We start from the raw sequence: 8251 nt of genomic DNA on the forward strand, positions 1-8251 counted from the left end.
AATTATTATTAGTATATAAAAGCACATTTGTTTAAACAACTTAAAGGAATTATTAGAGAGATGAAAAGAGCGATACTTTTTCTTGGTATAGGGTTACACATTTAAGAAAGTTTTCTGAGATTTATCCTAAAAAATTATTTTTTTTGCTGGTTTTTTAGGAAACAATTTTTAATAAATAAAAGTAGGAAAATGGTTTATAAAATAATTCATGGCAAAAACGAAGTGTGTCTAGGAGCGTCAATAAACGCTAAATTCAATTAACAAGAATTGTTCCTCGATATACAAAAAAATCTGGCCAAGGGAGAGTAAATTTTTTTCAAGGACGATAGTATAGTCCCAAGAAAAAAACTCCTAGATACTTTATCGGAAAAAATAAAGAAAAGCCAGAGCAATCAACCTCGATATTTTGCCGAAACCAATCATCATTATAGGAGATGAAAACTATGGTGTTAGATGCCTTTGCCAAAGTCGTTTCTCAGGCCGATACCCGGGGGGAATACCTGAGCGAGAATCAAGTCAATGCCCTAATTGCCTTCGTCAAAGATGGTAATAAACGCGTGGATGTGGTCAATCGTCTTTCCAGTAATTCTTCTGCGATCGTTACCGATGCCGCGCGTAGTTTGTTTTCAGAACAGCCCGTTTTAGTTGCCCCCGGTGGCAACGCCTATACAAACCGTCGTGCTGCCGCCTGCTTGCGGGATTTGAAAATTATCCTGCGCTACGTTACCTATGCCACCTTCACCGGCGATGCCAGCATCCTCGATGATCGCGCCTTGAACGGTCTCCGGGAAACCTACGTCGCCCTGGGAGTTCCGGGAGCTTCTGTTGCGGCCGGAATTCTCAAGCTCAAGGACGCTTCCCTTGCCCTAGCGGCCGATCCCAACGGTATCACTCGCGGGGATTGCAGTTCTTTACTAGCAGAAGTCGCTTCTTACTTCGATCGATCGGCGGCGGCAGTTTCCTGATGCTGTGACTTTCTTATCTCAATCCGATTAAACTTTTGTAGGAGCAATCCCATCCATGACCAAAACACCTTTAACCGAAGCGGTGGCTACTGCCGATTCCCAAGGACGTTTTCTCAGCAGTGCTGAATTACAAGTGGCCTTCGGTCGTTTCCGTCAGGCCGCCATCACCCTAGAAGCGGTAAAAATCCTCGCCCAAAAGGCCCCCAGTTTAGCCCAAGAAGCAGCCAACGCTGTCTATCAAAAATTTCCCTACACCACCCAACTCCAGGGGCCGAACTATGCCTACGATGAGCGAGGGAAATCCAAGTGCGTTCGCGATATCGGCTACTATATCCGAATTATCACCTATGCCCTCGTGGTAGGCGGTACAGGCCCGATCGATGAATATCTGGTCGCTGGTTTGAGTGAAATTAATAGTGCCTTTGAACTATCTCCTAGTTGGTATATCGAAGCCTTAAAATACATCAAAACCAATCACGGATTAACTGGGGATGCTGCTGTAGAAGCTAATTCCTACATCGATTATGTGATCAACGCCCTTAGCTAATTTACGTCAACATAAGCTCATATCTCCTAAATTCACCTCGGGATGAGCGCCGAGGTTTTTTTGCGTCCGTCTAATACTAAATCCGTTGACTATAGGCTACATATCAGGAGAGGCAAAAGGCAAAACGGAGAATAAATAATCAGTTTTTAATAACTGGATTTAGTATAACTTAGTCGTCGTCGGGAACCTACCCTAACAAAAAAACCATCTTGGGCAAGATGGTTAAACACAACGAGTATAAACCGACAAACTTGACTTCAGACCGCTTTTTCTGGCCCAGTAGCGACGGGCAGCTCTGTGGTGCTGTACTCTGTCCAAGAACCCTCATAAATTCGCACCTTGGGATAACCGAGCAGATGTTTGAGGACAACATACTGTAAAGTCGCTTCCCGTCCCGTGCTGCAACTGACAATAATATTATCCGAGGGCTTGATGTTGCGTTGAGCAAGAATCTTCCTGATTTCGTCTAAAGATTTCAATTTATGGGGATTTTTCAGAGATTCATCCGGATTATTCGCTTCCGTAAAAGTCGGCCAGGGTATATTTTTCGCCCCCGGAATATGACCATTTCTCAGCCAGATATCCTGTTTCCCCTGAAAAAGTTCTTCCGGTCTAGGATCGATAAAAACCACATCTGGTTTGCCGATCAATTTCTCTACTTCTGCTAAAGTTACCCGAATCGAGGGATTATCACGGACAGTAAAGCTCCCTGGTTGATATTTAGGGAATTCTTTCGTTACCTTCTGTTCAGAAGCCTTATAACCCTTAAAACCACCATCTAAGACGGCCACATCTCGGAAACCCGATCGCTCTAGTAAATAGGCGACCATGGTTGCCCCCAAGACATCGCGACCATCGGAATATACTACCACTCGATCGCCATTAGTGATTCCCGCGGCGGCAAAGAGACTGCCAATTTTATCCTCTTGCCAATATTGAACCGGTAAAAATCCGTTTGGACCACGAAAATTATTATCGGCTATATTCACCGCTTTCGGTAAATGACCGGTGATATATTCCAAAGGATTAATCCGCAGATCGAGAATTTTTAACTTCGGATCGTTGAGATTTTGTGCTACCCACGCCGGCGATACAAAGTCTATCTTAGTCTCAGATTTAGACGTGGCCATCAGGGGCGATGACGGCGCTAAGGTAAAGGTTAAAATGCACAGAAGAACTAAAGTGAGAAAAGCAAGGGGACGGCTTTGAAACCGTCCCAGGGAGAGACCCTTCCCTCGTGGCAGTTTTGATTTCATGATTCAGTGTCAGCGACGAATATCAAACGATAATTACTATAGGGCTTTGATTAGCTTTCTCCAAAAATTTAGGTATAACGTGATATTTTTCTTGGGCAGCAAGTCGGTCAACTAATTAGGGTTTGCTAAAAAAGTTTGTTGGTGGGGTTAGGAGTCAGGAGTCAGTAGTCAGGAGGGGAAGTCCCAATAACAGAATAACCTCGCACACTGAGAAGCGGAACCCTTTGCAATCGCCTCCGGAAAGTGCAAGGGTTTTGAGTCCCTCGGATCGATTTATCAACGTTTGTCTTTGGCACTTTTCTTGAAAACAAAAGTCCCTAAACCATTTTCTAGCAAAGCTTTCACTGATATTCAGCCAACCCTAATTATTAATTTCTCCTTATTTCCTGATCGCCTTGGGTGTCTTTAATAACTGTTGCCACCAGATATGAACTAGGAGGGACCAAGCGAGCGCTAAAAGCCAAGAGGCAAGGATATCACTAGGAAAGTGAACTCCTAAATAAAGACGGGTCCAAGCAATAACCAAGACGAAGGGAATCCCCAGTAAAACTACCCCTAAAAACCAGCGCGTTCTCCAAGATAGGATCAGTAAAGAAACGACTAACAGGGAACTAAATAAAGCATGGCCGCTAGGGAAGGAAAAATCGTGGGGTAAGGGATAAAATAACTGCCAAAATTGCGGGCGATTCCGACGAAAAAGCATCTTGAGGTTATAACTAATAGCCCAACCTCCCGCCATGGTCACAAGGAGATAAGCGAACCCATACCAGTATTTTTTTAGGGCAAAAATCAGCAGTAAAATTGTCAGTATCGGGGCCACTCCCCAATAAGTGCCTAATCCCGTTAGTTTTATCGCCAAAAAATTTAGGTTTAAATTAGCGGTTTGATGAATAGATAGCATCAGGGATTTTTCCCACGCAAATCCTTGCGGCTGCTGGCGAATAGCGATCGCTAAATCCGTAAAAGTTAGCGATGTTAACAAGATGGCTAAGAAAATTAAGCTATTGTTTAAGTAAGTTTTGGGAATCACGGGGAAAAAGTGGCGATCGAGGATAACAGGGGCATTTCTAAAACCTGAAAATGAATTAGGCCCAGAATAACTAAAGTGTAAACTGTCGAGGAAAGTAATCCATTTCTTAATTCTTTTTGCCAATTGCGTTCTTCTTTCTCTCCACCGATTAATTCTTTCGTCCCGAATTGCATTAGCAGAATTCCCACAAGATTAGATAACCAATAACCAACCATGGCCGCTGGTAGAAAAAAATCGGCGTGTAAGCAAGCAATTAAACGACCAAAACCGTAGGCGATCGGCAGATTAAAAATTAGATCGTTCCACCAACACAGGGGCGATAATAAGTAACCGATCAATACCAAGGTTCCGTTTTTTATTTTGTCAAGTAGATACATCTTTTTTTTAGTTACTAACTATTAGCTTTGTTTTTTTTTGCCATCAGCAATCAACTATCTCTGCTATCTAGGGTTTGCGGCAAAAAGTACGGGCGAAGCATTCGGATAGAAAATCTCCGGTTTCACCGATAGGTTATTGCCCGAATGCTTCGCCCCTACAGGACGCGGGCTGATGAAGACGCAAGGTTTTGAACGACGATTCTCTCAAAATCTTGCACCTGTTTCGCAAGAAAAGCCACAAAACCCTTACCTTGCCTACATTTCACATTTATTCAGCAAGCGCTATCTAGCTGACAGCTGATGGCTCACTACTAATTAACGCTGAATTTGGTCAAAAATCGCCCCATCAGCGAAGAATTTTTGCTGGATCGCATCCCAGCTACCGATCGCCGTAGAGGGGAACAGATTCGGCACTTTTGGGTATTGTTTACTAAACTCTTTAGCCACATTAGCATTAACCGGACGGAAACCCACCTTGGCGAATTCCCGCTGCGCTTCCGGAGTAAAGAGAAATTGGGCAAAAGCTGTCGCTACTTCCCGGGTGTTGCGTTTATCAACTATTTTATCCACTACGGCCACCGGTGGATCGATCGAAACATTGACCGGAGGAATAGTATAGGAAAAACCGGTTTCTCCTTTTTGACGGGCCAGAATCACCTCGTTTTCGTAGTTAAGCAGCACATCCCCCTGATCCTGTTTAAAGAAGACATCGCTGGCCTCCCGGGCATCTTTGGGTAGTACAGGAACATTTTTATAGACATTGCGGACGAAATTGGTCGCTTGTGCTTCATTGCCGCCGGTCCGAGTTACCGATCCCCACAGGGCCAGAAAATTCCAACGGGCCACCCCAGAGGTTTTCGGGTTGGCAGTGATGACTTTAATCCCCGATTTGGCTAGATCTGGCCAGTTGCGGATTCCTTTGGGATTGCCCTGACGAGTAACTAAAGCTACCACGGAACGAGTGGCGATGGCGTTATTGGGGAGTTCTTTCTGCCAACCGGGGTTAACTAAACCCGCTTTTTGCAAGCGTTCCACATCGGAACCGATAGCCAAATTTACCACATCTGCATCTAATCCGTCGATAACAGCGCGGGTTTGGGAACCAGAGCCACCATAACTCTGTTTAATCACCACATCCTGTTTTTTCTCTCTTTTCCATTTGTTGACGAATAGAGGAATAATTTTTGAGTAGGCCGATTGAGTCACCGCGTAGGAAACTAGGGTGATTTCCACGGTTTGTTGTTTAGCTTGCTGTTTATGCGGAGCTGCCAGCAGATTACTCGATGCCGATAGGGGACTAAAAGTTAGTCCGATTCCCGTTGTGACGACGGCAGCCTTAGCTAGAGAAATAAAGGGTAAGAGGGTTTTCGGTTTTGAGGATCTAGGCTCATGGATCACGATGTCATCGGCTCCTTTGTTTATTTATGGGAGATTGCTAGGTATTTTCTCTGAGATTGTATTTTATACGAAATAAAAAACATTTTCAATACATCGAAGAAAAAATTATACTGTTTGGGTTAGATGCAAAGAAATCAAGCCATTAATGGCTTGATTAGCTGAAAAAACTGGGAATATTCGATTTATACGGCTTAAATGTGCCTTTAAATCTGCCTTAAGCCTTTTTATGCTTCCAAAATAGAGATTTTATCGTCTTTATGGAGAGGAAAGAATTTTTTAGCGCTCAAAAACCTCTCCCTATGTGGGTTTAACGGTGAAGTTAGCAGACCTTAGCAACTATTACCCTAAAATTGAAGCGGTCTAACGACTTCAATCAATGTGCAGGGTGCGTTCCCCAAAATCCTGCATTAGGGAACGCACCCTACAGCGATTGCGATCTATTCAGAAACTTGCCGCATAACGGCTAAGTTATGCCGTGCATCTCACCGATAAGACTGCGATCGCCTTAATTTTCAAGCGTAGCCGACAATATCATGGAATGAATAACCGACCAACCCCCTTGTAATTATCAATATCTACAGCAATTTCGATCAGCCGTTCAGCACAACGCTCTCGATATTCAGCTTCACTCAAACGCTCGAGATTCCCAATCGTCAACACTGGAAATGAGTTCTCTGTGTTCTCTTCTCGCATCACCTGCTCAAGGGAATCATCACCCTTCATATTTCGGTTAGCAGTAAGAATCATCATCTCCTGTTCTTGAGCATAGCACCAGACTAGGCGATCGCTACTTTCCATCGACAATCCAGCCTCTCTAAAGGTAACAAATTGGACAGACTGGAACTCAAGCCAACCACGTTTTGCCAATATACCAAGAAAAATCAGCGCATAACCGTCGAGGTTGTAGTCAACTAAGAAAGTCATTGTTTTTGTGCGGCACGTCTGGCTCTCTGCTCCTCAAGCTTTGCCCAAAACGCTTCTTGCCCTGGTTTATGTGGCATTGCTGCAATTCGAGCAAAGCGTTCACGGTTACGATCTTCCCAGTACTGGCGAATTTCTTCCCTATTTTGAAGAACCTCTTGATATTCAACCTCGACCTGAGCTTGGTTTGCCTCAATATAGGACAAAGCTGCGTCAATTTGCGCGTTCGTGAGGTTAAATGTGTCACGAATCAGTTTAGGAGGATAATCAGCTTTTAAGAGATCGATCACATCATAGAGGGTGATGCGCGTGCCAGCGATCGTCAGTCCTCGCTCTGTACAGATAATTTTCGCTTGTTGGTTTGCCGTCCAGGTCATTCCCTTAGCTCCTTAGAATCCACTTAATGGTCAATGGTTTCACCAGACAAATATTGGTCAATTTTTTCTGACCAATCAGGTTCACCGTTCATTATAGTCCGCCCCTTACGCGACCAGATCAGTGTACTGCTAGGCAGTGCCTTCGGCATCGCACTTAGACTCACAGCTTCAATCAATGTGCATGGTGCGTTCTCAAAAATCTATTGGTGGAACAGTAGGACTTGCATTAGGGAACGCACCCTAAAGCGATAGCGTACTGCTACGCAGTGCCTTCGGCATCGCACTAAGCATAAATCACAAGATAGTGATCGCCCTTAGTATTGTTTCTCAAAAATTCGGATGATCACCTTGTGTATGTATGTTAAAATGTCTGTTATTCGACTCCAGAGGCTTAAGCCATGAGTAATAAAGAAGCAGTTATTGAGCTTGTTAAACGTCTCCCTGAGGACATTTCTTTAATAGAGATCGCTGAGCAAGTCAGGTTTATTGCGGCTATTCAAGAGGGATTTGAAGCAATTGACTTGGGTAAGGGTGTGCCGGTGGAAATGGTTGAAAAAATTATGGAATCATGGACTACAAAGTAATTCTTTCGCCCCAAGCTATTCGTGATTTAGAAACTATCGTCCGCTATGTCGCAATTACGAATCCTGAATTAGCGAAAAAATTAGGTCAACAATTACTCGATAAAACTAAAGAGTTAGGTTTGTTTCCTTTTCGAGGTCGAGTAGTTCCAGAATTTAATGATGTTAACATCCGTCAATTAATTCTTAGACCCTATCGTATTATTTATCGTGTTGAAGAACCGATTCACCAGGTCAGCGTCGCTAGATTTTGGCACACAGCTAGAGGTTTTTTAGAATAGAGTTTTGCCATTTGTTTAACCCGATCGCCCTTCAAATCACAAATAATAGGACAGCGTTTATATTTTCCATTGCTCTAACCTGAGCATAAAAGCATCAAAATCCCTACGAAGTGTTCCTCTAACTTGCCATCCATTAAAAGGTAGATGCCCCAAGGGAGCCTGGGCTGGTGAATCTGGAGTAGTATCAAGAATTGGATCGTGTATATTAACGGCGTAGCGGTAATCACGTTTCCAACCTACAAACTGCTAGGCAGTGCTTTCGTCATCCCACTTAGACTCACAGCTTCAATCAATGTGCATGGTGCGTTCCCAAAAATCCTGCATTAGGGAACGCACCCTACGGCTGAAACAGTCCAGTAGGGTGTGTTAGCGTCAGCGTAACGCACGAATTTTGAACATTACTGAACTTCCCCCATACATATATACCATAATAGCCCAAAACCCTTATCCATCAATGGATGTACCCCCTTAACTTTTCTTAATGTACCCATGTAATTTGTAACATTTCTTAATGGACA

At 43.7% G+C, this 8251-nt stretch carries 10 protein-coding genes; 4 read left to right on the forward strand and 6 right to left on the reverse strand.

The genetic code is table 11. From position 1 onward, the window contains the following. Positions 1–446 precede the first annotated feature (446 nt). Together cpcB and cpcA are read left to right on the forward strand one after the other, a co-directional pair. Positions 447–965: a C-phycocyanin subunit beta gene (gene cpcB / locus IM500_RS18395; RefSeq protein ID WP_287739286.1), complete on the forward strand. Its 519-nt coding sequence runs from the start codon at positions 447–449 to the stop codon at positions 963–965. Positions 966–1020: 55 nt separating this feature from the next. After that, positions 1021–1512 carry a C-phycocyanin subunit alpha gene (gene cpcA / locus IM500_RS18400; RefSeq protein WP_002762687.1) on the forward strand — a complete coding sequence of 164 codons (492 nt, stop codon included), beginning with the start codon at positions 1021–1023 and terminating at the stop codon, positions 1510–1512. 257 nt (positions 1513–1769) lie between these two features. Here the strand turns inward: cpcA and IM500_RS18405 are convergent, their stop codons facing one another. From IM500_RS18405 to IM500_RS18430, 6 genes are all read right to left on the reverse strand, one after another. Continuing rightward, positions 1770–2768 (reverse strand): sulfurtransferase, encoded by a 999-nt coding sequence (locus IM500_RS18405; protein WP_190718014.1) that lies wholly within the window; start codon positions 2766–2768, stop codon positions 1770–1772. A 379-nt stretch (positions 2769–3147) separates the two neighbouring features. Further along, positions 3148–3798 carry a phosphatase PAP2 family protein gene (locus IM500_RS18410; protein ID WP_190718012.1) on the reverse strand — a complete coding sequence of 217 codons (651 nt, stop codon included), beginning with the start codon at positions 3796–3798 and terminating at the stop codon, positions 3148–3150. Next, positions 3795–4175, reverse strand: a complete 381-nt coding sequence (locus IM500_RS18415) for a DUF7980 family protein (protein WP_002795947.1) — start codon at positions 4173–4175, stop codon at positions 3795–3797. Before IM500_RS18415 ends, IM500_RS18410 begins: the two co-directional genes overlap by 4 nt. Before the next feature lie 315 nt (positions 4176–4490). Next, positions 4491–5573, reverse strand: a complete 1083-nt coding sequence (locus IM500_RS18420; RefSeq protein ID WP_287739280.1) for a sulfate ABC transporter substrate-binding protein — start codon at positions 5571–5573, stop codon at positions 4491–4493. 531 nt (positions 5574–6104) lie between these two features. Then, positions 6105–6497 carry a DUF5615 family PIN-like protein gene (locus IM500_RS18425; protein WP_190718006.1) on the reverse strand — a complete coding sequence of 131 codons (393 nt, stop codon included), beginning with the start codon at positions 6495–6497 and terminating at the stop codon, positions 6105–6107. Continuing rightward, entirely contained in the window at positions 6494–6871 is a 378-nt protein-coding gene (locus IM500_RS18430; protein ID WP_190718003.1) for a DUF433 domain-containing protein, read from the reverse strand. The genes IM500_RS18425 and IM500_RS18430 overlap by 4 nt, the downstream gene beginning before the upstream one ends. Positions 6872–7269: 398 nt before the next feature. On the opposite strand from IM500_RS18430, the gene IM500_RS18435 reads away from it, so the two are divergent. Both IM500_RS18435 and IM500_RS18440 read left to right on the forward strand, forming a co-directional pair. After that, complete coding sequence (locus IM500_RS18435) at positions 7270–7455, forward strand: hypothetical protein (protein ID WP_190718000.1); 186 nt, start codon at positions 7270–7272, stop codon at positions 7453–7455. After that, positions 7440–7733, forward strand: coding sequence for a type II toxin-antitoxin system RelE/ParE family toxin (locus IM500_RS18440; RefSeq protein ID WP_190717997.1), 294 nt, complete (start codon positions 7440–7442; stop codon positions 7731–7733). The genes IM500_RS18435 and IM500_RS18440 overlap by 16 nt, the downstream gene beginning before the upstream one ends. Positions 7734–8251: the final 518 nt, after the last annotated feature.

Origin of the sequence: Microcystis sp. M179S2 (assembly GCF_020245805.1) — a bacterium.
Taxonomy (GTDB): Bacteria; Cyanobacteriota; Cyanobacteriia; order Cyanobacteriales; family Microcystaceae; genus Microcystis; species Microcystis aeruginosa.